Origin of the sequence: Pseudoduganella ginsengisoli, from assembly GCF_009720865.1 — a bacterium.
Classification (GTDB): domain Bacteria; phylum Pseudomonadota; class Gammaproteobacteria; order Burkholderiales; family Burkholderiaceae_D; genus Rugamonas; species Rugamonas ginsengisoli.
On the sequence record NZ_WNLA01000014.1, the window covers coordinates 133,533 to 156,204 of the forward strand.

19 protein-coding genes are annotated in these 22,672 nt (G+C 61.5%); 3 read left to right on the forward strand and 16 right to left on the reverse strand.

What is annotated here, in order from left to right:
• Positions 1 to 45: 45 nt before the first annotated feature.
• Positions 46 to 1,008 carry an NAD-dependent epimerase/dehydratase family protein gene (locus GM668_RS19585; RefSeq protein WP_155440636.1) on the reverse strand — a complete coding sequence of 321 codons (963 nt, stop codon included), beginning with the start codon at positions 1,006 to 1,008 and terminating at the stop codon, positions 46 to 48.
• Between the two features lie 33 nt (positions 1,009 to 1,041).
• Positions 1,042 to 2,241, reverse strand: coding sequence for a glycine C-acetyltransferase (gene kbl, locus GM668_RS19590; protein ID WP_155440637.1), 1,200 nt, complete (start codon positions 2,239 to 2,241; stop codon positions 1,042 to 1,044).
• Between the two features lie 230 nt (positions 2,242 to 2,471).
• On the opposite strand from kbl, the gene GM668_RS19595 reads away from it, so the two are divergent.
• On the forward strand, positions 2,472 to 3,044 hold the full coding sequence (locus GM668_RS19595) for a helix-turn-helix domain-containing protein (protein ID WP_155440638.1): 573 nt from the start codon (positions 2,472 to 2,474) through the stop codon (positions 3,042 to 3,044).
• Here the strand turns inward: GM668_RS19595 and GM668_RS19600 are convergent.
• The 11 genes from GM668_RS19600 to glpD all read right to left on the reverse strand — a co-directional run bounded on the left by GM668_RS19600 (position 3,041) and on the right by glpD (position 14,472).
• Positions 3,041 to 3,232: a helix-turn-helix transcriptional regulator gene (locus tag GM668_RS19600; RefSeq protein WP_155440639.1), complete on the reverse strand. Its 192-nt coding sequence runs from the start codon at positions 3,230 to 3,232 to the stop codon at positions 3,041 to 3,043. The two genes, GM668_RS19595 and GM668_RS19600, sit on opposite strands and share 4 nt — an antisense overlap.
• Positions 3,229 to 3,642, reverse strand: coding sequence for a hypothetical protein (locus tag GM668_RS19605; RefSeq protein ID WP_155440640.1), 414 nt, complete (start codon positions 3,640 to 3,642; stop codon positions 3,229 to 3,231). Before GM668_RS19605 ends, GM668_RS19600 begins: the two co-directional genes overlap by 4 nt.
• Before the next feature lie 94 nt (positions 3,643 to 3,736).
• Positions 3,737 to 5,011 (reverse strand): maltoporin, encoded by a 1,275-nt coding sequence (locus tag GM668_RS19610; RefSeq protein ID WP_155440641.1) that lies wholly within the window; start codon positions 5,009 to 5,011, stop codon positions 3,737 to 3,739.
• A gap of 119 nt (positions 5,012 to 5,130) precedes the next feature.
• Positions 5,131 to 6,609, reverse strand: a complete 1,479-nt coding sequence (gene glpK, locus GM668_RS19615; protein ID WP_155440642.1) for a glycerol kinase GlpK — start codon at positions 6,607 to 6,609, stop codon at positions 5,131 to 5,133.
• A gap of 140 nt (positions 6,610 to 6,749) precedes the next feature.
• Complete coding sequence (locus GM668_RS19620; RefSeq protein ID WP_371868738.1) at positions 6,750 to 8,456, reverse strand: ABC transporter substrate-binding protein; 1,707 nt, start codon at positions 8,454 to 8,456, stop codon at positions 6,750 to 6,752.
• 117 nt (positions 8,457 to 8,573) lie between these two features.
• Positions 8,574 to 8,858 (reverse strand): DUF2160 domain-containing protein, encoded by a 285-nt coding sequence (locus GM668_RS19625; RefSeq protein ID WP_155440644.1) that lies wholly within the window; start codon positions 8,856 to 8,858, stop codon positions 8,574 to 8,576.
• 2 nt (positions 8,859 to 8,860) lie between these two features.
• On the reverse strand, positions 8,861 to 9,685 hold the full coding sequence (locus GM668_RS19630) for a carbohydrate ABC transporter permease (protein ID WP_155440687.1): 825 nt from the start codon (positions 9,683 to 9,685) through the stop codon (positions 8,861 to 8,863).
• Between the two features lie 73 nt (positions 9,686 to 9,758).
• The gene (locus tag GM668_RS19635; protein ID WP_155440645.1) at positions 9,759 to 10,649 is read right to left on the reverse strand and encodes a carbohydrate ABC transporter permease; all 891 of its coding nucleotides are present in this window, start codon (positions 10,647 to 10,649) and stop codon (positions 9,759 to 9,761) included.
• Complete coding sequence (locus GM668_RS19640) at positions 10,646 to 11,743, reverse strand: ABC transporter ATP-binding protein (protein ID WP_155440646.1); 1,098 nt, start codon at positions 11,741 to 11,743, stop codon at positions 10,646 to 10,648. Before GM668_RS19640 ends, GM668_RS19635 begins: the two co-directional genes overlap by 4 nt.
• Positions 11,730 to 12,854 carry an ABC transporter ATP-binding protein gene (locus GM668_RS19645; RefSeq protein ID WP_170305718.1) on the reverse strand — a complete coding sequence of 375 codons (1,125 nt, stop codon included), beginning with the start codon at positions 12,852 to 12,854 and terminating at the stop codon, positions 11,730 to 11,732. The genes GM668_RS19640 and GM668_RS19645 overlap by 14 nt, the downstream gene beginning before the upstream one ends.
• Before the next feature lie 70 nt (positions 12,855 to 12,924).
• Entirely contained in the window at positions 12,925 to 14,472 is a 1,548-nt protein-coding gene (gene glpD / locus GM668_RS19650; RefSeq protein WP_155440647.1) for a glycerol-3-phosphate dehydrogenase, read from the reverse strand.
• Positions 14,473 to 14,881: 409 nt separating this feature from the next.
• Between glpD and GM668_RS19655 the strand changes: the two genes are divergently transcribed.
• Together GM668_RS19655 and tpiA are read left to right on the forward strand one after the other, a co-directional pair.
• A complete protein-coding gene (locus GM668_RS19655) occupies positions 14,882 to 15,640 on the forward strand; it encodes a DeoR/GlpR family DNA-binding transcription regulator (protein ID WP_155440648.1) in 759 nt (252 codons plus the stop codon).
• 25 nt (positions 15,641 to 15,665) lie between these two features.
• Complete coding sequence (tpiA, locus tag GM668_RS19660; protein ID WP_170305719.1) at positions 15,666 to 16,415, forward strand: triose-phosphate isomerase; 750 nt, start codon at positions 15,666 to 15,668, stop codon at positions 16,413 to 16,415.
• A gap of 5 nt (positions 16,416 to 16,420) precedes the next feature.
• Here tpiA and GM668_RS19665 read toward each other — a convergent pair whose 3' ends face one another.
• The 3 genes from GM668_RS19665 to GM668_RS19675 form a co-directional block, all read right to left on the reverse strand.
• Entirely contained in the window at positions 16,421 to 17,623 is a 1,203-nt protein-coding gene (locus tag GM668_RS19665; RefSeq protein WP_155440649.1) for an ammonium transporter, read from the reverse strand.
• 223 nt (positions 17,624 to 17,846) lie between these two features.
• The gene (locus GM668_RS19670) at positions 17,847 to 20,294 is read right to left on the reverse strand and encodes a zinc-dependent metalloprotease (protein ID WP_155440650.1); all 2,448 of its coding nucleotides are present in this window, start codon (positions 20,292 to 20,294) and stop codon (positions 17,847 to 17,849) included.
• Positions 20,295 to 20,402: 108 nt separating this feature from the next.
• Positions 20,403 to 22,574: a prolyl oligopeptidase family serine peptidase gene (locus GM668_RS19675; RefSeq protein WP_155440651.1), complete on the reverse strand. Its 2,172-nt coding sequence runs from the start codon at positions 22,572 to 22,574 to the stop codon at positions 20,403 to 20,405.
• Positions 22,575 to 22,672 lie beyond the last annotated feature (98 nt).

A 22,672-nucleotide genomic window follows, 5' to 3' on the forward strand; every position in this document is an offset into this window, starting at 1 on the left:
TCTTTTGTAAAGTTACGCTACAGCTTATGTAGCTTGTTGGCCACGTCAGGCCGCCTGGCCCAGGCTGACATCGATGTTTGCCAGCATGTCCTTGACCATTTCCTCGACGCCGATGCGGGCACGCCAGCCCCAGTCAGCCGTCGCGTGACAGTCATCCAGGCTATGCGGCCATGTGTCCGCAATGGCCTGACGGCTGTCCGGCTTGTATTCGATCTTGAATCCCGGCACGGCGCGAGTGATCGCCTCGGCCAGTTGCGCAGGATTGAACGATACGCCGGCCACATTATAGGAGGAACGGACTTTAATTTGCGAGGCCGGTGCATCCATCAATTCAATCGTGGCGCGGATGGCGTCCGGCATATAGATCATCGGCAAGGTGGTTTGCGGCCCGAGGAAGCATTGGTACGTTTCCCCCTTCAGCGCCGCGTGGAAAATCGCGATCGCATAATCCGTGGTGCCGCCGCCCGGAGGCGACTTGAAACTGATGATGCCCGGATAGCGGATGCTGCGCACATCGACGCCATATTTGAGGAAGTAGTATTCGCACAGGCGCTCGCCGGCCAGCTTGCTGATGCCATAGATCGTCGTCGGGTCCATGACGGTCAACTGCGGCGTTTCATTTTGCGGCGTATTCGGGCCAAACGCGGCAATCGACGAGGGCCAGAAGATGCGCAATGGTTTGCCCTGCTCGCCGCGCACACGGGCGGTTTCCAGGATGTTCAGCAAGCCATCCATGTTCAGGGTCCACGCGCGCAGCGGCGCCGCTTCGCCCGTGGCCGACAGCATGGCGGCCAGCTGGTAGACTTGCGTGATGTCTTCGTCGGCCACCAGCTTGTCCAGCGCGGTTTTGTCCAGCACGTTCAGCGTTTGATAGCGCGCCGCGCCGTAGACATTCTTTTCCCCGATATCGGTGGCGATGACATTTTGCGCGCCGTGCTGCTTCGCCAGCGCTTCCACCAGTTCGCTGCCAATCTGGCCGTTGGCGCCGATCACTAAGATTTTTTCCATTTTTTTTTACCTGTTCAGCGTTGTACGCGTCGATTATTTTTTCAACAAGCCCAGTTCGTGGCCGGCCTGTTCAAATGCTTTCAATACCGTGTCCAGCTGTTCGCGGGTATGCGCCGCCGACAATTGCACGCGCACACGCGCCTGGCCCATCGGCACCACCGGGTAGAAAAAGCCGGACAGCAATACGCCCAGCTCATACATGCGGGCGGCAAACTTTTGCGCCACTTGTGCATCGAACAGCATGACCGGCACGACCGGGTGCGTACCCGGCTTGATGGTGAAGCCGATGCGCTCGATCTCCTTGCGGAAGTACGCCGTGTTTTCATGCAGGCGGTCGCGCAATTCAGTCGACGACGACAAGCGCTTCAGCACTTCCAGCGATGCGCCGGCAATCGATGGCGCCAGGGTGTTGGAGAACAGGTATGGACGCGATTTCTGGCGCAGCATTTCAATGACTTCCTTGCGGCCGGACGTGAACCCGCCCATGGCGCCGCCCAGCGCCTTGCCCAGCGTGCCGGTAATGATGTCGATCTTGCCCACGACATTGTGGTGTTCGTGCGTGCCGCGGCCCGTCTTGCCCATAAAGCCGGACGCATGGCATTCATCGATCATCGTCAGCGCGCCATATTTCTCGGCCAGTTCCACGATCTTGTCCAGCTGCGCAATGGTGCCGTCCATCGAAAACACGCCATCGGTCACGATGATTTTGTGGCGCTTGCCCTCGGCGGCCTGCAGCTGCTTTTCCAGGTCGGCCATGTCATTGTGCGCATAGCGGAAACGGGCAGCCTTGCACAGGCGGATGCCGTCAATAATCGACGCGTGGTTCAGCGCATCGGAAATAATCGCGTCGTTTTCATCGAACAGCGGTTCGAACACGCCGCCATTGGCGTCAAACGCTGCCGCATACAGGATCGTGTCTTCGGTCCCCAGGAAAGCGGAGATGGCTTGTTCCAGTTCCTTGTGCACGGTTTGCGTGCCGCAGATGAAACGCACGGACGACAGGCCGTAGCCATATTTTTCCGTCGCGGCAATGGCCGCCTGCGCCACCCATTCCTGGCCCGACAGGCCCAGGTAATTATTGGCGCACATATTGATCAGCATTCGCCCGTCCGAGCCCGTCACTTCAGAACCCTGGCGGGACGCGATGACGCGCTCCGGCTTGAACAGACCCTCTTGTTGCAGGGTGGACAGGGTTTGCTGCAGTTGGCTGTAAAACGCGGCTTGCTTGCTCATGGTTTCTTCTCCGTGGTGGGTGACGTGCGCCAGGCGGCGGGCGCCTGCGCTTGACCTTGTATCGACCTATGCTGTACCGTGAATCTCAGTGAACCTGTGCCAGAGTTTACTCTTATTTGTCCAACGCCTTCGCAAGATTCTCGATATCGAACTTAAGTTCAATATATTGAATCTTACAGAAGGCTATTGAACTTTGCAATGTCATTGAACATAAAGAAATTACAAAACCAATGAAAGCCGTATCGAATAACGCCCCGCCGGAAGTCGGCGCCGCCCTGCAGCGCCTGCGCCTGGCGCGCGGCCTGACCCTGGAAGACTTGTCCCGCATTGCCGGAGTGTCAAAATCCATGCTGTCGCAGATCGAGCGCGAAAAAGCCAATCCCACCATCGCCATCACGTGGCGGCTGGCCAATGCGCTGGGCGTGCAAATCGGGGAATTGCTGTCGGACGCGGAAAAAGCCGTGGAAACCATCCGCGTGCTCGATGCACACGAAACCCCTACGCTGCCCGGCGCGCACGCGGGCTATTTGCTGCGCATCCTGGGGCCGATGGAGCTGGCGGGGAAATATGAATGGTATGAATTGACACTGGCGCCGGGCGGCGAGCTGGTGTCGCAGGCGCATGACCCGGGCACGACCGAGCACTTGACGGTATTACACGGGTCGGTGGAACTGGAAGTGGCGGGTTCCAAACGCAAGGTCAAGCTGGGCGGCACCGCGCGCTATGCAGGCGACCAGGATCACGCGATCCGCAATCCTGGCAAGAGTGAGGCAAAGGGGTTACTGGTGGTGATCCACCGTTAATTTTCTGAAAAGATGGCTTCAATAGACGCGCCAAACAGCCGCGCGATGGCGAACGCCAGCGGCAGGCTGGGATCGTAGCGCCCCGTTTCAATGGCGTTGACGGTCTGGCGCGATACGGACAGCTGGTCGGCCAGGTAAGCCTGGCTCCAGCCCCGCTCCGCCCGCAATTCGCGTATCGTGTTCTTCATTGGCGGCACATCTTGCAGCGTATCAGGCTGGCCAGCGCCGCCGAGCCGCCCATCACGCCCCACACAGTGAACATGCTGAGCCGGGGATAGCCGGCCGATTCCAGGAAGCCATACGTAAACGTCGCGCCAGCCGTGACGGCCGCCGAAATGGCGATGGTTTCCAGCACCTGCCGCCGCACATATTCATCCATGCGCTGCACCTGGCGTGCGATGGCCCAGATCATCAGCAGAAACCCGGCCATCGGCAGCACCGCCAGCGCGGTTTTCAGCGCGCCGGCCTGCATCCCTTCTGCCGACAGCGCCGATACCGCCATCAGCGCGATGTAGAGCGCAATGCTGCCTCCCAGTTCCAGCATGTAGCGGCGGGCAATACGGCGTTCGTGTTGCGAAACCTGACGATCTTGTTGCATGGTGTAGCCTCCTGTGATGTAAAGTATGCTTTACATATTAGACTTGGCAAACTGACATGTCAAGCATACTTTACATCGGATCGCGATTGCCGCCTTAGAACCACGCCTCCAGTTGCACCCCGGCCGACGTGCCGCTGGTATGGCTGCCAAAGACAGGGCCGGAATTGTTGTCCGCATTCACTGCGGCAATGGCCGCCTTGTTCCAGCGCGCATGGGTGATAAACGCGCGCAACTCAGGACGCGACCAGTACGACTGCCCCACCGTAATGGTGGGCGCGAACGTATATTTGGTCAGGCGCATGGCGTCGCCGCCGGTTGGCGACGTGATGCGGCTGGTCCCTACTTCGCCCTGCAGCTTGAAGTTGCGCGTGACGGCATAGACAGGGCGCGCACCCAGCGTGCTCCACGTGGTCGAGCCGCCCGCATCGGACTTGTCACGCTGCGCCAGTGCGATAAATTCCGCGGAAAATTGCTGCGTCGGCTGGATCACCAGGCTGTCGAAGATCCGCAGGCGCTTCACGTCGGCGCCCAGCGCCGTGCTGCCGGACGCCCCCATGCGGTCGCAGCACGGACCGCCTATGCCGGTGCCGGGGCCCGCGCCATACTGGATGCCAACGGTGTTGGACGCGCCCTCTCCGGTAATGGCCTGCCGGTGGAACACGGACAATTGCCAGCCATCGTGCCCCGCCTTGTCTTCCGCGCGGATCACGGACAGCGCTGCATCGATGGTGCCGCCCGGATTGACCGGCAAGCCTTCATACGTGAGGTTTTGCCGCAGGGCCGACGTGGATTTCGTGCGCAGCCCCGTGCGCGGATCCACGGTGTTCAAGTCGTTGTCCTTGAAAATCGCATACGACACCTTGCCGGGACCGGCCGGAATGCCGTCAAAGCCGCCACCGGTACCGTTCAAGTTAATGTATTGCAGGTCCAGCATGTGGATGTCGGGACGGAAGTAATAGCGCTTGCCGATCCATGCGATGCCGCCATGCAGGAAGTCCAGCCCCTTGGCCTCGATATACGCTTTGGCCAATTCCACTTTACCGCCCGCGAAGTCGGAATTGGGCGTATAGGCGACGCCCCAGATGGTGCCGACAAAGCTGACGCCATTGTCCGCCTTCGCCAATTCCTTCGTATAGCCGCCTTCAAAGTACGAATCGCATTCGTTGCCGAGGCGGTATTTCATGGAATTGCCCCCCAGGCCGTAGCATGCTTGCGGGCCGTGGCCGGCGCTGCTGCCGGCGCCGGCGCGGAAATAGCCGTGGAATTCACCTTCGGCGTCGCTGGCATGGGCCGGCAATGCCGAGCAGGCAGCCAGCGCCAGGATGGCCGGCAGGGTTTTGATGGTCGGACGTTGCTTGTTCTGCTTCATTGCGTTTCTCCTGTGTGTATTTTCGTTGTTGGTATGAGGTGAACTGCAGGCGCGAGCGCGCCCCCGCGCGGCGGCGCCGCGCGTAAAAAGCGTGTTGAGTCGTGCGGGCGGAGGCTAAGTTAGCCGGTACCGATGCGGGCGATGGCTTGTTCCCAAGCCTGCATGCGGCGCTGCGCTTCGTCGCGGCTGATGACCGGTTCGAAGACGCGGTCAACCCGCCATTGGGCTGACAAGTCGCTGGTACCGCTGTAGATGCCGGCGGCCAGGCCCGCCAGGCTGGCCGCGCCCAGCGCCGTGGTTTCCGTGACTTTAGGACGGACCACGGGGATGCCCAGCAAATCGGCCTGGAATTGCAGCAGCAGTGAATTGGCGCAGGCGCCGCCATCGACCCGCAATTCCGTGATCGGCGCCGCCGCGTCGCGCTGCATGGCTTGCAACAGCGCGGCGCTCTGGAAGGCAATCGATTCCAGCGCCGCGCGGGCAATGTGCGCTACCGTCGTGCCGCGCGACAGCCCGAAAATCGCCCCCTTGGCGGACGGCACCCAGTAAGGCGCCCCCAGCCCGGTAAACGATGGGACGAACACCACGCCGCCCGCATCGGGTACCGAAGCGGCCAGCGCTTCAATGTCCGCAGCCTGTTCGATGGCTTGCAGCCCGTCGCGCAGCCACTGCACCACGGCGCCGCCGATAAACACGCTGCCTTCCAGCGCATACTGGCGCGCCTGGCCCACCTGGCACGCCGCGGTACTGATCAAGCCATTGTGCGATTCGGCACTGGCGCTGCCGGTATTGAGCAGCATGAAACAGCCGGTGCCATACGTGTTTTTCGCCATGCCGGCCTTGAAACACGCTTGCCCGAACAGCGCGGCCTGCTGGTCGCCAGCGATGCCGCCGATCGGCACGGCGCCGCCCAGCCATGCTGCATCGGTATGGCCGAACATATGGCTCGATGGATGCACTTGCGGCAGCAGCGCGGCCGGGATGCCGAGGCAGTCCAGCAATTCCTGATCCCAGCAGCCCTCATGGATATTCCACAGCATGGTGCGGGCCGCGTTGCTGGCATCGGTGACATGCAGCTTCCCTCCCGTCAAATTCCACACCAGCCAGCTATCGACGGTGCCAAACGCCAGCTCGCCGTTGTCCGCGCGGCGGCGCGCGCCGTCCACGTTGTCAAGGATCCACTTCAGTTTGGTGGCGGAAAAGTACGGGTCCAGCACCAGCCCCGTCTTGCGCCGGATCGTGTCCGCCAGGCCATCGTTGCGCAATTGCTGGCACAGCGCTTCCGTGCGGCGGTCTTGCCACACAATGGCATTGAAGATGGGGCGGCCCGTCGCGCGGTCCCACACGACCGTGGTTTCACGCTGGTTGGTGATGCCCAGCGCGGCGATGTCGGCAGCGTGCAAGCCTGCCTTGGCCAGTACGGCGCGGCTGGTGGCCAGCTGGCTGTCCCACAATTCCTGGGCATCATGCTCGACCCAGCCCGGCTGCGGGAAAATTTGCCGGAATTCCTGCTGAACGGACGCCACCACTTCGCCATCGCGGAAAACAATGCTGCGCGAACTGGAAGTACCCTGGTCCATTGCCAGAAGATAAGCCATGTCAAATCCTGCTTAAAAAAAGATCAGCAATACCCTCCCCGCACATGGCGGCGCGCGTCACGCGCAAGCCATGCGGGATCGGGATGACGACAGGTAGCGCGCTGGCGGCGCACGGTATGGCGCCGCCAGGCCGCCTCAGGTCAGCGGACTTTGCCGTCCTGCCATGCCTTCAGCAGCTGCTCGTAAGGAATGGTTTCACCTTTTGGTTTTTCATTCGGCAGCTTGGCCCACGGCGCGGCATTGTTGGACAGGTAGCTGGCCGGGTCTTTCTTGTCGTTCAGCTTCGGCGCGCAATTCTTCATGCCGGCGCGCTGCAGGCGGGCCATGATGCCGTCCATTTCCTCGGCCAGGTTATCCATTGCGCCCTGCGGCGTTTTTTCGCCGGAAATCGCCGTGGACACGTTTTTCCACCACAACTGCGCCAGCTTTGGATAATCCGGCACGTTGTTACCGGTCGGCGTCCACGCGACGCGCGCCGGGCTGCGGTAAAACTCCACCAGGCCGCCCAGTTTCGGCGCCATATCCGTCATGGCCTTGGCGCGGATGTCCGAATCACGGATGAAGGTCAGGCCCACCATGGATTTTTTCAGCGACACGGTTTTCGACGTGACGAACTGGCCATACAGCCACGCTGCCGCCATGCGGTCAGGCGGCGTGCTTTTCAGGTACGTCCACGAACCCACGTCCTGGTAGCCGTTTTGCATGCCGTCTTTCCAGTACGGGCCATGCGGCCCTGGCGCCATGCGCCATTTCGGCGTGCCGTCGCTGTTCACTACCGGCAAGCCTTGCTTGGTCATGCCGGCCGTGAAGGCCGTGTACCAAAAGATTTGCTGCGCCACCTGGCCTTGCGCCGGTACCGGACCCGCTTCCGAGAACGTCATGCCCAGCGCTTCCGGCGGTGCATATTTTTTCATCCAGTCCAGGTACTTGGTCAGCGCATACACGGCTGCCGGCGAATTGGTGGCGCCGCCGCGCGACACGGACGCGCCGACCGGCGTGCACTTGTCGGCCGCGACACGGATACCCCACTCATCGACCGGCAAGCCATTGGGCAAGCCCTTGTCGGCGGTACCAGCCATCGACAGCCACGCATCGGTGAAGCGCCAGCCCAGCGACGGATCTTTCTTGCCGTAGTCCATGTGGCCGTAGACTTTTTTACCGTCCAGTTCCTTGACATCGTTGGTGAAGAAGTTCGCAATATCTTCATACGCGGACCAGTTTTGCGGCACGCCCAGTTCATAGCCGTACTTGGCCTTGAATTTTTGCTGCAAGTCCTTGCGCGCAAACCAGTCGGCGCGGAACCAGTACAGGTTGGCGAACTGCTGGTCAGGCAGCTGGTACAGCTTGCCATCCGGCGCCGTGGTGAAGCTGGTGCCGATGAAGTCTTTCAAATCCAGGCCGGGGTTCGTGTATTCCTTGCCCGGGCCGGCCATGTAGTCGGACAGCACGACCGTCTGCCCGTAACGGTAGTGGGTGCCGATCAAGTCGGAGTCATTGACCCAGCCATCGTAAATCGATTTACCGGACTGCATCGACGTTTGCATTTTTTCCACCAGGTCGCCTTCCTGGATCACATCGTGGATGACTTTGATGCCGGTGATTTCTTCGAATGCCTTGGCCAGCGTTTTGGATTCATACACGTGCGTGTCCAGCGTTTCCGATACCACATGGATTTCATGGACGCCTTTGGCCTTCAGCTTGGCGGCCGCCGCGATGAACCAGTTCATTTCCTCCAGCTGTTGCGCGCGGCTCAGGGTGCTGGGCTTGAATTCGGTATCGATCCATTTTTCCGCAGACTTGCTGTCCGCCATCGCGTTACCGGACAGCGCCATGATGGCAGCTGCCATGACACCCAGCTTGAACACCGCTTGCTTGCTTCGATTCATGTCTTCTCCGTGTGTTGTTGTAGCCTTCCTGTTGATCCCGTGCGGATAACGGAAGGAAGTTGTCCGCACATTTCTTCGTCATGCTTTAGCCATGACCAATCCCAATACTGCAAAGCCGATACCGGCGCCAATCCACTGGTCCAGGTCCGTCAATCCGACCCAGGCCAGGTTCACGTAGGCCGCGCTCAGCAAACCGATGAACAGGCGGTCGCCGCGCGTGGTGCGCATCGGCAGGAAGCCTTTGCGTTCCGTGGTGGGCGAGCGGATTTCCCACAGCGTCATTCCGATCAGCATCAAGATGATGCAAGTGAAAAAGACCGCCACCGGCGTGGTCCACGCCATCCATGCAAATGACCATTCCATGCTTACACCCTCCCCATCGCAAAGCCTTTGGCAATATGATTGCGGACAAACCAGATCACCAGCATGCCCGGCACCAGCGTCAATACCCCGGCCGCCGCCAGCACGCCCCAATCCATGCCGGCCGCCGACACGGTGCGTGTCATGATGGCGCTGATCGGCTTCGCATTCACCGACGTCAAGGTGCGGGCCAGCAGCAATTCCACCCAGCTGAACATGAAGCAAAAGAATGCCGTCACGCCGACGCCGGCTTTAATCAGCGGCAGGAAGATCTGCAGGAAAAAGCGCGGGAACGAGTAGCCGTCGATATACGCGGTTTCATCGATTTCACGCGAAATGCCGGACATAAAGCCTTCCAGGATCCACACGGCCAGCGGCACGTTGAACAGCATGTGCGCCAGCGCCACGGCAATGTGCGTATCCATCAGGCCCACCGTCGAATACAGCTGGAAAAACGGCAGCAGGAACACGGCCGGCGGCGTCATGCGGTTGGTCAGCAGCCAGAAGAACATGTGCTTGTCGCCCAGGAAGCGGTAGCGCGAAAAGCCATAGGCGGCCGGCAGCGCCACCAGCAGCGAAAACACCGTGTTCAGCCCCACGTAAATGATGGAGTTGATGTAGCCGCTGTACCACGACGGGTCGGTGAAGATGGTTTTATAGTTATCCCACGTCACATGCCGGGGCCATAGCGACAGCACCGACAGCGTTTCTTCATTGGTTTTCAGCGACGTATTGAGCATCCAGTACAGCGGCACCAGCGTGAATGCCACGTACAGGAACAAGGTCACGCCGCGCGGGATGCGGTTGTTTTTCACAAAGGCTTTGGCCATGGGTTGGCTCCGCTGGCTGGTGATGCTGGTTGTTATGGGCGCCACCACGCCGGCGGCGCTGTGCGGCAAATCTTTAGGCATGGTCGCCCTCCGTCGTCGAAGTCGTGTTGCCCGCGCTTTGCATCCAGTTGTACAGCACGAAACTGAACAGCAGGATGATCAGGAAGTAAATCAGCGAGAACGCCGCGGCAGGTCCCAGGTCGAACTGGCCCACGGCTTTTTGCGTCAGGTACTGGCTGAGGAACGTGGTCGAGTTGCCCGGACCACCGCCGGTCAGCACGAACGGTTCCGTATAAATCATGAAGCTGTCCATGAAGCGCAGCAGCACGGCAATCATCAATACGCCGCGCATCTTCGGCAGCTGGATATGGCGGAACACGGCCCAGCGGCTGGCGCCATCGATTTGCGCGGCCTGGTAATACGCGTCGGGGATCGAACGCAGGCCGGCGAAACCCAGCAGCGCCACCAGCGGCGTCCAGTGCCACACGTCCATCATCAGCACGGTCAGCCATGCGTCGAGGCTGTGCGATGCATAGTTATAGTCGATGCCCAGCGCATTGAGCACGAAGCCGCCCAGGCCGATGTCGGCGCGGCCGAAAATCTGCCAGATCGTGCCCACCACGTTCCAGGGAATCAGCAGCGGCATCGACAGCACCACCAGCGACGCCGACGATTTCCACCCTTTCGACGGCATGGCCAGCGCCAGCGCCACGCCGAGCGGAATTTCCACCAGCAGCACGCATACCGAATACACCAGCTGACGCCCCAGCGCGCCGTGCAATTCCGGGTCGCGCATGATGGAGCGGAACCATTCCAGTCCGACAAACACGGCTTGCGTCGGGCTGAGGATATCCTGCACCGAATAATTCACCACCGTCATCAACGGCAGGATCGCGGAAAACGCCACGCACAGGAACACGGGCAGGATGAAGAACCACGCTTTATTGTTATACGGCTTGTTCATCGCGCAATCCTTTCGTCATTGCAGAAAAAGATGGTTTCCGGACGCGCCAGCCGCAGCCAGTGGCGCCCCGGCTGCACCGCGGCATTGGCGGCCAGCTTGCCCTTCAGCGGATGGCCCGCCACCGTGCCCGACACCAGCTGGCACGTACCCAGGTGCTGCACATTCCAGATGTCCGCCTCCAGCGCACCGTGGCTTCCTGCCGGCGCCAGTTCAATGAATTCCGGGCGGATGCCCATTTGCAGCGTGCCTTGCGCGCGCTTCAGCACCGACACCTGGGCCGGATCGAGTTCAATGCGGTGGCTGCCGATATGGATGCCGCGCTCGTCCGCGGCATCGACGCTGACCGGATAGAAATTCATGCCGGGACTGCCAATGAAGTAGCCGACAAACGTGTGGTCCGGACGTTCAAACAGCGCGTCGGGCGCACCCTTTTGCACGATTTTCCCGTTGGTCATCACCACCACTTCGTCAGCAAACGTCAGCGCTTCCACCTGGTCGTGCGTCACGTAAATCAGCGTCAGCTTCAATTGCTGGTGAATCTGCTTCAACTGGCGCCGCAATTGCCACTTCAAGTGGGGGTCGATCACCGTCAATGGTTCATCGAACAGGATCGCCGACACATCCTTGCGCACCAGGCCACGGCCCAGCGAGATTTTTTGCTTGGCGTCGGCCGACATGCCGGAGGCGCGCTGTTTCAGCGTGTGCGACATGCCGAGGATTTCCGCCACTTCATGCACGCGCTGGTGCACTTCCTTTTCCGGCACTTTGCGGTTGCGCAGCGGGAAAGCCAGGTTGTCGTACACCGTCATCGTGTCGTACAGCACAGGGAACTGGAATACCTGCGCGATATTGCGGCCGCGGGTGGGCGTGGTGGTCACGTCCTTGCCGTCAAACAGCACCTGGCCGTGCGACGGCGTCAGCAACCCGGAAATAATGTTCAGCAGCGTCGACTTGCCGCAGCCCGACGGCCCCAGCAACGCGTAGGCGCCGCCATCTTCCCACACCATGTTCATCGGCTGCAGCGCAAAGTCGGAGGGCGCCGAAGGATGCGGGCCGTATGCATGGCCCAGGTTACGGAATTCAATACGCGCCATGGCCGTTCTCCTGCGGCGCGCGCAGCAATGCGCCTTCCGCGTCAAAGATGAAAATATGGGCGGGATCCACCGCCGCCTGCACGACGGAATCAATTGCCGCCGCATGCACGCCCGGCACTTGCGCCACCAGCCCGGGCCCCGTGCCGCCATGCGCGCCGGGCGCCCCCAGGTGCAGGTGCACATAGGTTTCCGAGCCGCTCAGTTCCGACAAATCCACCGTGCAATCCATGCGGTTCGGCCAGCCGTCTATGCCTGCCAGCGCCACATGGTGGCAGCGGATGCCGACCTTGCACGGCTTGCCTTTGGCCAGCCCCAGCGGGTTGCCGGCCACCGTCAGCGCCGGGCCGCCGTCGAGGCGGATACTGTGGCTGTCTTCGACACGGGCGTCGAGCACGTTCATCGGCGGATCATTGAAAATGGCGGCGGCGCGGACCGACGCCGGCTTGCCGTAAGTTTCCAGCGTCGGGCCCGTTTGCAGGATGCGGCCGGCATCCATCACGACAGTGTGGCCGCCCAGCAGCAGCGCTTCCTGCGGTTCCGTGGTGGCATAGACCACGGTGGTATTGCCGTCGGCGAACAGCGACGCCAGTTCGGCGCGCAATTCTTCGCGCAATTTGTAATCGAGGTTGACCAGCGGTTCATCGAGCAGCACCAGCGGCGCTTTTTTTACCAGCGCGCGCGCCAAGGCGCAGCGCTGTTGCTGGCCGCCCGACAGGGCGCCCGGCAAGCGTTGCAGCAAGTGGCTGATGTGCAGCTTTTCCGCCATTTGCGTGACGCGCTGTTTGACTTCCGCGTCCGGGCGGCGCTGCAGGCGCAGCGGCGCGGCAATGTTGTCGTACACGGTCATGGCCGGGTAATTGACGAATTGCTGGTACACCATGGCCAGGTTGCGCTCGCGCACACTGACGCCGGTGACATCCTTGCCATCGGCGAAGATGCGTCCCGCCGTCGGCCGGTCCAGGCCCGCCATCACGCGCATCAGCGTGGTCTTCCCTGCCTGTGTCGGGCCCAGCAAGACGTTGATGGTCCCGGGGACCAGCTTCACGTCCAGCGGGTACAGGTGCGTTTCCGCCCCGACCCGCATACTTATATCCTTCAGCTCCAGGTTCACTGCTTTCTCCTCCTTTTGGGTACTGCCACCGGCTCTCCTACCGGCTTATTGTCGGACCCGGCGTCCCCGCCTAGGCCCGCTGCTGCAAACCGTCCTGCCGCATCCACGACTGCAGCCGGTCGGTATCCTGCTGGCGGCTGTGCAAGCCGCATTTGGTGCGCCGCCACAGGATGTCTTCCGCGCTGCGCGCCCATTCCACCTGCATCAGGTAGCGCGCTTCGCGCTCATACAATCCCGGCGCCAATTCCTGGCCTAAATCGTTCAATGCCGCCGCGTTGCCCAGCATGCGCGCGGCGCGGCTGCCGTACTGGCGCGCATAGCGCAGCGCCAGCTTTTGCGGCAGCCACGGATAGCTGTTACGGAAGCGGTACAGGAAGGCGGCGAAGTCGTAGCCGTCCACCAGCTCGCCCGTCTTTTGCAAATCACCGCCCGGCAGCGGTACGCGGTCGGTCCAGCCCGGAGCATTCCCGCCCAGCCGCTGCTGCAAGATGTCCAGCGCTTCTTCGGCCAGCTTGCGGTACGTGGTGATCTTGCCGCCCCAGATATTCAAAAATGGCGGACGGTCGTCACTGCACTCCAGCACATAATCGCGGGTGATGGCGGACGCCTGGCTGGCGCTGTCGTCCAGCAGCGGGCGCACGCCGGAATACGTGCTGACCACGTCAGCCGGGGCAATGCGCGTGCTGAAATAACGGTTGGCCATGTCGCACAGGTAACCGACTTCTTCGCTGCTGATGGCGACGCGGCCCGGTTCGCCCGTGTATTCCAGGTCGGTGGTGCCGATCAGCGTAAAGTCTTCCTGGTACGGGATGGCAAAGATGATGCGCTTGTCCGGATTCTGGAAAATGTACGCATAGTCATGCTCGAACAGGCGCGGCACGATAATGTGGCTGCCTTTAATCAGGCGCAGGCCATAGCTGTTGTTGCCGCCCAGCGCACCGGCTGCGAACTGGCCCGTCCACGGTCCGGCGGCGTTGACGATGGCGCGCGCCTGCACGTCGATGCGGCCCTGCTCCGTGCTGTCGAGCGTCGCTCGCCATCCGCGGCCGTCCTGTACCACGCTGGTGCACGGCGTGCGCGTCAGGATGGTGGCGCCGCGCTCATGGGCGTCGAGCGCATTCAACACCACCAGCCGCGCGTCGTCGACCCAGCCATCCGAATACACGAAGCCCTTGCGGTAGCTGCCCTGCAATGGCGCGCCGGCCGGATGGCGGTCCAGCGCCACCCCTTCGGAACCGGGCAGGAATTCGCGTTTGGCTAAATGGTCATACAGGAACAGGCCGGCGCGGATCATCCACGCGGGACGCTGCGCGGCATCATGCGGCATCACGAAGCGCAGCGGCCACATGATGTGCGGCGCGGCGCGCAACAGCACTTCGCGTTCCTGCAGTGCTTTGCGCACCAGCTTGAATTCGTAATATTCGAGATAGCGCAGGCCGCCGTGGATCAGCTTGGTACTGGCGGACGATGTGTGCTGCGCCAGGTCGTGCTGTTCGCACAGCACGACACGCAGGCCGCGCCCCACAGCGTCACGTGCAATGCCAACGCCGTTAATGCCGCCGCCGACCACCAGCACATCGCATTCAATACGGCGGGAAGGAGTGGATGGTACCGCCATCACTGCCCCTTCCGTTCGGCAAAATGTTTGTTTGTGTTCATATCCAGTCTCTCATCGGTTCTTTTCACCGCACACGGCGGCAGCTTGCGGCCAAACGCTGCACCGCTTGGCGTTTCATTTTCGTTTTCGACAAGCTTGTTGACCGGTCATGTCGCACTGTCTGCAGCCATTGTACGCATTTTTTAATTTGAGACAACAACATTTTTTGCGTTTGTGTTCGTTTATGTTCGTTTTATGTTCGCTTGCACGGCAGAGCGGTCTACCGGGAAGATGTGGCGCAGCTGCCATAACGTACACAAATAGCACGAGTGTTCGCTTAGGATGTGAACTATAATGACCAGCTTTGAACCCGGATGGCTTTGCAATCCGCCCACTGCAGAATGTTCGTTTTTGTTCATTTGACAGACACATGACTCCACGCCACCGCCGCCTGCTCGACCATATCCGCCAGCATGGCGACACTTCCGTAGATGAACTGGCCCGTATCCTGGGTGTGACCACGCAAACCATCCGGCGCGATATCCGCGAACTGGAAGATGCGCGGCTGCTGGCCCGCTACCATGGCGGCGTCGGCATCCCGTCCACCGTGGAAAACATTGATTACGACCAGCGCCGCGAAATGGACATGGAAGCCAAATGCCGCATTGCGCAGCTGGCCGCCTCCCAGGTGGAAAATGGCCGCTCGCTGATCATCAACATCGGCACCACCAACGAAGAAGTGTCGAAGGCGTTGCTGCGGCACAAGGGCTTGCGTGTCATTACCAACAACCTCAACGTGGCGTCCATCCTGTCCAATAACGAGGACACGGAAGTCATCATTGCCGGCGGCCTGGTACGCAACCGCGACCGCGGTGTGATCGGCGAAGCCACGATCGACTTCATGCGCCAGTTTAAGGTCGACATCGGCATCATCGGCGTGTCAGGCATTGAAAGCGATGGCACCCTGCTGGACTATGACTACCGCGAAGTGCGGGTCACGCAAGCCATCATGGAACAGTCGCGCGAAGTATGGCTGGTGGCGGACCACACGAAATTCGGCCGCCATGCGATGGTGCGGCTGGGCAGCATCGCGCAGGTCAATAAATTCTTTACCGATTTGCCGCTGCCGCCGGAAGCGGCGGACGCCTTCGAGAAGGCCGGCGTGGAAGTGATTATCGCGTCGCCATAAGGCGCCCGGCCAACAGGAGACCATAGTGCGCACCAAACTGATTGCAGGTAACTGGAAAATGAACGGCAGCTTCGAGTCCAACGGCGCGCTGCTGCGGGCGCTAAAGGAGCAGTGGCCCACGCTGCCGTGCGACGTGCTGGTCTGCGCGCCGGCTGTCTACCTGGCGCAATGCCGCGCCGAGCTGGCGGGCACGGGGATCGGCTGGGGTGCACAGGATGTATCGGCGCACACGGCGGGCGCCTACACGGGCGAAGTGGCCGCGGCAATGCTGGCCGACGTGGGCTGCAGCCACGTGATTGTGGGCCACTCGGAACCGCGCAGCTACCACGGCCACAGTGATGCGCTGATTGCGCAAAAGTGCCTGCGCGCGCTGGAATCAAGCCTGGCGCCCATCCTCTGCGTGGGTGAAACGCTGGCGGAGCGCGACGCGGGCCTGACCAATGCCGTTGTGATGCGGCAGCTGGGGGCTGTACTGGAAATGCTGACGCCGCGCCAAGCCGCGCAACTGGTGGTGGCATATGAACCCGTATGGGCCATCGGCACCGGCCGTACCGCCACACCGGACATGGCGCAGGAAGTGCACGCCACGCTGCGCCGGCAATTGCACGCATTCAGCCCGGACGCTGCCGCCACAGTCCGCATCTTGTATGGCGGCAGCATGAAACCGGACAACGCGCCAGCATTGATGGCCATGCCGGATATCGATGGCGGCCTGATAGGCGGCGCATCGCTGCAGGCAGACAGCTTCAGCGCCATCATCCGCGCTGCCGCCTGAGCGGATCACCAGTTCGCTTCGCGTTCGGGCGTCGACGAAATTTTGTGGATAGACAAGTCGGCGCCCTGGAATTCCTGTTCCGGGTCCAGGCGCAATCCCACCGTAGCCTTCAGCGCACCATACACGATGTAGCCGCCCGCGCTGGCAATCGCCACGCCGGCTGCCGTGCCGATCAGTTGCGGCGCCAGCGCCACGCCGCCAACGCCGCCGAGCGCCTTGGCGCCAAAGATGCCGGCAGCAATGCCGCCCCACGCGCCGCACAGGCCGTGCAGCGGCCACACGCCCAGCACGTCATCAATTTTCCACTTGTTTTGCGCCAGCGTGAACATCCACACAAAGATGGCGCCGGCGATACCGCCCGTGACCAGCGCGCCCAGCGGATGCATCAAATCGGAACCCGCGCACACGGCCACCAGGCCGGCCAGCGGCCCATTGTGCACGAAGCCCGGGTCATTGCGGCCCATCAGCACGGCCACCAGGGTGCCGCCCACCATCGCCATCAGCGAATTCACCGCCACCAGGCCGCTCATCTTGTCCAGCGACTGCGCGCTCATGACGTTAAAGCCAAACCAGCCGACGATCAGAATCCACGCGCCCAGCGCCAGGAAGGGAATCGACGAAGGCGGGTGCGCAGAAATGCCGCCGTTTTTCGTATAACGGCCACGGCGCGCGCCCAGCAGCAGCACGGCAGGCAAGGCGATCCAGCCGCCCATCGCATGCACAACGACGGAACCGGCGAAATCGTGGAATTCCGCGCCAAAGGCCGACAGCAGCCAAGCCTGGAAACCGAAGCGCTGGTTCCACACCATGCCTTCAAACAGCGGGTATACGACACCGACCAGCACGAACGTGGCGGCAGTCTGCGGATGGAAGCGGGCCCGCTCGGCAATGCCGCCGGAAATAATGGCCGGGATGGCGGCAGCAAAGGTCAGCAGGAAAAAGAATTTCACCAGTTCAACGCCATTCTTTGCCGACAGCACGTCCGCGCCGGAAAAGAAGTTGACGCCATAGGCAATGCTGTAGCCGACAAAGAAGTACGCGATGGCTGACACGCAAAAGTCCACGAGGATTTTCACCAGCGCATTGACCTGGTTCTTTTTGCGCACGGTGCCCAGTTCCAGGAATGCAAATCCCGCGTGCATTGCCAAAATCATGATGGCGCCCAGCAGGATAAACAACGCATCCGCACCAAAATTATTACCAGCCATTCAAACCACTCCCCAAAATAATGCAAAGTTGATCTAGGAGTGTGCAATCAAGCAATATTCGTACCAATTTGGTGCGCATGCTTAAGTGCATGATTCGACTGAATTTTATGTTTCACACATTGTTGGTGCGTCAAGCACCTTGCACCAATAACGGGCATTTATTCAGCGCCATATTGGTGCGCACCGCATCAGCACGGCATGCGAGGCGCACCAGGCTGGCGCATCAAATCGGAGCGCCCGGCGGCACGGTCGGCAGATTGCGCAATTTCACGCTGCGCGGATCTTGCAAGTAAGCGTTGATCAGCGCCGACGCTTCCTTGCGGCTGGATGCGGTCACGCCTTTGCCGCCGTTTTTCACCAGCCAGCCTGACAAGCCGGCCAATGCCGTGCGCACTTCCGCGTCGACACCCGCGTGCAGCTTGCCTCCCTGCAGCGTTTGCAGCATGGTATCGAGCACCACCCAGTTGGCGGCCAGTTGCACGGCTTCGCCGCCGGCCAGCGACGCAGGCACGGCGTCGCGCCGCCACGTGCGCTGCACCAGCACGTCCAGCACTTCGGCCACGCCCGGTTGCGCGGCGTCGCGCGCATGCTGCCACGCAATGCGGTTCAAGCGGCCCGCATCGAGCAGGAATGACGCGCTGTGCGCCGCAGCCGCCTCCGCTGCCGACAAGGCATCAAACACGCCGCCCATGCGGGTATCGAAGTATTCCTTGTTGCGTTCATACCCTTGCGACGGCGGCGTCAGCACGTCCAGCACCTTGGGCGGCAGCGCCAGGTATTCGGCCTGCAACGTCGATGCCAGTTTGTTCAGCGCGGCGCGCTGCGTGGCGGCAGGCACGGGGCGCACGCCGCCATGAGCGATACCGGTACGGATATCCGATACCGACGCATAGTCGAATTCACCGCCGGCCAGCAGGCGCGCCAGCCCTTCGGCCTGATAGCGCTGCAGCAGGTAGACCGGCACCAGCCGCGCTTCGATTTCGCCGGCCTGGCGCGCATCGGGCAAGACGTTGAAGCTGAAGTTTTCCAGCGCGCGCTTGCGCACGGCGGCCAGGCTGTCCCACGTTTTCACGATGTCGGGGCCGAAGTCCCACAGCAAGCCATGCGGATGCGACGCACTGGGCGAACGCGCGTCAGCGTCGCTGACGTAAGTCATGCCGGCCGCCTGCGCTTCGCGCCGTAATTGCGCCAGCGCCGCCTGTTCATCGCCGGCAAACTGGCCATACACGTGCTTGACAATGTAATCGTCCCACGGACCCACGCCCGCGCCATACGCGTCAGCCAGGTCCACGTCCCCCTGCGCCGTCAGCTTTAATACCGGATGCGGGTAATCCATGACCGAACCATTGCCATGGCGGCTGGCGGCGAAGTTGTGTGCGAAGCCCAGCGTGTGCCCCACTTCATGGGCGGAAAGCTGGCGCAGGCGGGCCAGCGCCATCTGTTCGGCCAGCTTTTCCTTGCTACCCTCCTTACCATAGGGCGCCAGCAAGCTTTCCGCAATCAGGATATCCTGCCGCACGCGCTGCGAGCCCAGCGTGACGGCGCCGCGGATGATTTCCCCCGTCAGCGGGTTGGACAGCGCATTGCCGTATGACCAGCCACGGGTGGCGCGGTGCGTCCACGTGATGATGTTGTAGCGCACGTCCATCGGGTCGGCGCCTTCCGGCAGCAGTTCAACCTTGTACGCATCCTTGAAGCCTGCCTTTTCAAAGGCCGTAGCCCACCAGCGCGCGCCTTCCAGCAGCGCCGACCGCACAGGTTCCGGCGCGCCGCGGTCCACGTAATACACGATCGGCTTTTTCACCGTGCTGACGGCGGCGTTCGGGTCCGTCTTTTCCAGCCGGTGCCGCACCTGCCAGCGCACGTCCAGGCTGGACGCCAGCGGCGTCGCGTAATCATAGTAGCCGGTATCGAAGCCACCCGATTGCGGGTGGTAGGCGCGCGGATGGTAGCCGCTGTCCGGCAAGCGCACCATGCTGATGTGCTGGCGCATGGTCAGGCTGTTCGGATCCGCCGCTACCTGCCTGACCCATTCGCCCTGGCCCGGGCCCTGGAATGTCAGCAACGCTTCCAGCTCAATGTTGTCCGGATAGGCTTTGGCGTCGGCAGCCAGCACGGCGCTGCGCCTGGCATCGACGGCATAGGCGCCCTGCTTGGTTTCCGCCAGCCGGGCCGACACGCCATGCTGGTCCGCCAGCAGGAATGACGAGAAGTCCACCAGATGGCGGTTGCCTTCACTGGCAAGGATATCGCCGGCCCACAGCACGGCGCCGGCAAACGATTCTTGCACGGCCGCCCGCTCGTCCGCATCCGTCGAATTCGCCATGAAGCGGGTGTTGTCTTGTACCAGGAACAGGCGGGCGCCGTGCTTTTGGAAGCGCACCATTTTGACGTCGCCGGACTGGCGGCGGTCCAGGCCCACGTCGTTCGAACCCAGTGCATAGGGCAATGAGCTCATCAGCAGGAATGGCTGGTCCAGCGCAGAGACGCCCAGCAGCACGCGGCCTTGCGCCGTATCGCGCCACAGGTCAATAAAGCCGGCTTGTGCTGCCAGCCCTTGCGTCTGTTCTTGCAGGGTTTTGGTGGGCGCCGCCGGGGTGGCAGCGAAAGCGGGAACGGCCGTCAACAGCAGTGTGGCCAGTAAATACGAAACAGGTCGGGTCGGGAGCATAGTGGATGAAGTCAATTCGGACCATGGCCGGCGCGGGGACCTGCGCTGTGCAAGACCGGTTGGCCCGCACAGCATGGATCCCCGCGCTGGGCGGGGATAGGCAAAAGCTTACTGCGCGCCGCTGGCGGCGGCAGCGTCCTGCACAGGCATATGCAGCGCTTTCGACAGGAAGCCCCAGCGGTCCGTGACTTCTTCAATTTGTTTGCTGGTCGGCTTGCCTGCGCCGTGGCCAGCCTTGGTGTCAATGCGGATCAGGATGGGATTGGCGCCGCCTTGCGCCGCCTGTGCCGCCGCTGCAAACTTGAAACTGTGCGCCGGCACCACGCGGTCGTCGTGGTCCGCCGTGACCACCATCGTCGCCGGGTAGCACGAACCCTGCTTCAGGTTGTGCAGCGGCGAGTATTTATACAGGGCCTGGAATTCTTCCGCATTGTCCGACGAACCGTAGTCCGACGTCCACGCCCAGCCGATGGTGAATTTCTGGAAGCGCAGCATATCGAGCACGCCCACGGCAGGAATCGCCGCGGCGAACAAATCCGGACGCTGCGTCATGGTAGCGCCCACCAGCAAGCCGCCATTGCTGCCGCCGCCAATCGACAGTTTCGCTGGCGACGACACCTTGTTGGCCACCAGCCATTCCGCCGCGCCGATGAAGTCATCGAACACGTTTTGCTTTTGCAGCTTGGTGCCGGCCTTGTGCCACGCTTCGCCGTATTCACCGCCGCCGCGCAGGTTGGCCATCGCATACACGCCGCCCATTTCCACCCACGCCAGGTTCGCCACCGAGAACGATGGCGTCAGCGGGATATTGAAGCCGCCATAGCCGTACAGGTAAGTCGGGTTCGAACCATCGAGCTTGATGCCCTTTTTCGACACGATGAACATCGGCACTTTGGTGCCATCTTTACTGGTGTAGAACACCTGGCGCGTTTCAAATTGCGACGGGTCGAAGTCGACTTTTGGCTGGCGGTACACGGTGCTCTTGCCCGTCTTCATGTCATAGCGGTAAATCGTCGCCGGGGTGGTGAAGCTGGTGTATGAGTAAAAGGTTTCCTTGTCGCTGCGCTTGCCGCCGAAACCGGATACGGAACCGATGCCTGGCAATTCCACGTCGCGCACGAACTTGCCATTCAAATCAAACACTTTGACGGCGCTGTGCGCATCGGCCAGGTAATCGGCCACCAGCTGGTGATTGACGATGGTGGCCGACACCAGCGTTTGCGGCGCTTCCGCCACGATTTCTTTCCAGTTGGCCGGATCCGGATTGCGCACGTCGACTGCAATGATGCGCGAACGCGGTGCATTTTTATCCGTGCGGAAGTAGAACACCGGGCCATCGTTATCGATGAAGTCATAGGCCGCGTCGAACGCTTCCATCAAGCCCGTGACTTTCGCATCTTTCTGTTTCAAGTCCTTGTAAAAGATACGGGCCTTGCGTTCCGTGCCTTGCGACGACGTAATGATCAGGTAGCGGCCATCATCGGTGACGGCGCCGCCAAAACCCCACTCTTTCTGGTCTGGACGGTCGTAGACCAGCGTATCGGCGCTTTGCGGTGTGCCCAGCTTGTGGAAATACAGCTTTTGGAAGTAGTTGACGCCGGCCAGTTTGGTCGCTTCCGTCGGTTCGTCGTAGCGGCTGTAATAGAAGCCGGAACCGTCATGGGCCCACGCCGTGCTGGAGAATTTCACCCACTTGATGTGGTCTTCCGTATCCTTGCCGCTATCGATGTGGCGCACGCGGATTTCATTCCAGTCCGAGCCGGATGCGGCCGTGCTGTATGCGAGGTATTTGCCATTCGGGCTGACGGCCGTGCCGGCCAGCGCCACGGTGCCATCGGCAGCCAGCGTATTCGGGTCCAGCAGCACGCGCGGCTTGTCGTTCAGCGACTTCATCGTGTACAGCACGGACTGGTTTTGCAGGCCATCATTGCGGCTATAGAAATAGCGGCCGCCTTCCTTGTACGTGACGCTGAAACGCTCGTAATTCCACAGCTTGGTCAGGCGCTGCTTGATGGCTTCGCGGTTCGGGATTTGCGCCAGGTACGCCTGCGTCACCTTGTTTTGCGCATCGACCCACTCCTTGGTTTCCGCGCTGTTGGCGTCTTCCAGCCAGCGGTAAGGGTCGGCGACCGTCGTGCCGTGGTAATTGTCTTGCTGGTCAACTTTTTTCGTCACCGGATAGCTGACGGCAGGGCCGGTTGCCGGGCAGGTTTGCGCGATGGCGGAACCGCCAAAGGCAGCAGCCAGGGCGAAAATCAAGGAAGCGCGTTTCAGTCGCATGGGGAATAGTCTCGTTCTCGTCAATGTTTTGGAATTGTGGCGGGATCACCGCACTGCGTATGATGATATCCGTAACTGTGACAAATAAGTTACGCTCT

Coding starts and splice junctions, on each gene's coding strand:
- glpD (WP_155440647.1), bottom strand. CDS start 14,472: ATGGCGGTACCATCCACTCCTTCCCGCCGTATTGAATGCGATGTGCTG.
- GM668_RS19595 (WP_155440638.1), top strand. CDS start 2,472: ATGAAAGCCGTATCGAATAACGCCCCGCCGGAAGTCGGCGCCGCCCTG.
- glpK (WP_155440642.1), bottom strand. CDS start 6,609: ATGGCTTATCTTCTGGCAATGGACCAGGGTACTTCCAGTTCGCGCAGC.
- GM668_RS19665 (WP_155440649.1), bottom strand. CDS start 17,623: ATGGCTGGTAATAATTTTGGTGCGGATGCGTTGTTTATCCTGCTGGGC.
- GM668_RS19655 (WP_155440648.1), top strand. CDS start 14,882: ATGACTCCACGCCACCGCCGCCTGCTCGACCATATCCGCCAGCATGGC.
- GM668_RS19610 (WP_155440641.1), bottom strand. CDS start 5,011: ATGAAGCAGAACAAGCAACGTCCGACCATCAAAACCCTGCCGGCCATC.
- GM668_RS19675 (WP_155440651.1), bottom strand. CDS start 22,574: ATGCGACTGAAACGCGCTTCCTTGATTTTCGCCCTGGCTGCTGCCTTT.
- GM668_RS19585 (WP_155440636.1), bottom strand. CDS start 1,008: ATGGAAAAAATCTTAGTGATCGGCGCCAACGGCCAGATTGGCAGCGAA.
- GM668_RS19605 (WP_155440640.1), bottom strand. CDS start 3,642: ATGCAACAAGATCGTCAGGTTTCGCAACACGAACGCCGTATTGCCCGC.
- GM668_RS19620 (WP_371868738.1), bottom strand. CDS start 8,456: ATGGCAGCTGCCATCATGGCGCTGTCCGGTAACGCGATGGCGGACAGC.
- GM668_RS19630 (WP_155440687.1), bottom strand. CDS start 9,685: ATGGCCAAAGCCTTTGTGAAAAACAACCGCATCCCGCGCGGCGTGACC.
- GM668_RS19635 (WP_155440645.1), bottom strand. CDS start 10,649: ATGAACAAGCCGTATAACAATAAAGCGTGGTTCTTCATCCTGCCCGTG.
- GM668_RS19600 (WP_155440639.1), bottom strand. CDS start 3,232: ATGAAGAACACGATACGCGAATTGCGGGCGGAGCGGGGCTGGAGCCAG.
- GM668_RS19640 (WP_155440646.1), bottom strand. CDS start 11,743: ATGGCGCGTATTGAATTCCGTAACCTGGGCCATGCATACGGCCCGCAT.
- kbl (WP_155440637.1), bottom strand. CDS start 2,241: ATGAGCAAGCAAGCCGCGTTTTACAGCCAACTGCAGCAAACCCTGTCC.
- GM668_RS19625 (WP_155440644.1), bottom strand. CDS start 8,858: ATGGAATGGTCATTTGCATGGATGGCGTGGACCACGCCGGTGGCGGTC.
- GM668_RS19670 (WP_155440650.1), bottom strand. CDS start 20,294: ATGCTCCCGACCCGACCTGTTTCGTATTTACTGGCCACACTGCTGTTG.